This window comes from Pseudomonas sp. ABFPK, from assembly GCF_001586765.1.
Classification (GTDB): Bacteria; Pseudomonadota; Gammaproteobacteria; order Pseudomonadales; family Pseudomonadaceae; genus Aquipseudomonas; species Aquipseudomonas asiatica.
Genome location: NZ_LQXW01000083.1, coordinates 1 through 845, shown reverse-complemented (window position 1 = coordinate 845; position 845 = coordinate 1). Strand labels below are relative to the sequence as shown.

1 pseudogene is annotated in these 845 nt (G+C 57.2%); it reads right to left on the bottom strand.

Annotation, left to right across the window (positions count from 1 at the left end):
* Window positions 1-125: 125 nt before the first annotated feature.
* Window positions 126-536, bottom strand: a pseudogene (locus WM94_RS29970) (TraI domain-containing protein); the annotation flags it as partial.
* Window positions 537-845 lie beyond the last annotated feature (309 nt).

Sequence of the window (845 nt, the reverse complement as noted above, 5' to 3'; positions counted from 1 at the left end):
GGTTGAGTGGCCGGATGACCGTGGAATCAGTGGTCGGATACGCGTGGAATGGGTGGCCGGATCACCGTGGAATCGGTGGTCAGATGCTTATGGAATGGGTGGCCAGATGACCGTGGAATCCGCAGCAGGGCGCCGTAGGCAGCAGCCGCTGTCCAGGCTTCTGCTTGAGCAGACTGGGATTCGGGGGGAGCTCCGATCGGTAGGAGGTGCGTCTGCCGGATCTTTAACGCGTAAGCCATGATCTCCAGGCCGTGGTCCAGAAGTCCCCCTAGATGGGCATGGTGATGATTTTCGGAGGCAGGGAGCAGTTGCACCAGCTCTGCGTAGCGCTCGAGCGGCTTAAGGTAGAGGGTGTTGAACTGAGCTCGCGAGAGCGAAGCCCGGCGCCAGATATTCTCCAGGAGCTGCTGGCGGAAGGGGCTCTGCAGCAGAGCAGTAGCCTTCACCGGTAGATGGAAGCCTTGCGGTGAGGCTTCTGGCGTTGGTTTGGCCGAACGACGGCGTAACCAAGATAGGAGGTGCATAGTGTGCTCCATGGGGTGTGCATGGAGCGGGCTTTTCTCTTAATGCCAAGATGGCATCAACGGTAAAGCGAATTCCGAGGGGAGTGGATTTCTTGGCAGATGGCCATCATTCGGGTGGATAGAGCGTCACATTGTCCCCCTCTACGACGATAGTGTGCCCGGAGCTACCTAGTCCAAATTCGTTTCTTGAACCATTAAGGATTCTCCGAACAAGTTACCCACCAGCCGCAAATGGACGGCTTGGAGATGCCGAAAACCCCGATTTTCAGCCGCTGATTATTGGAAAACCAAGGCATAGCCTTGGTTTTCTGCCCTCACGGG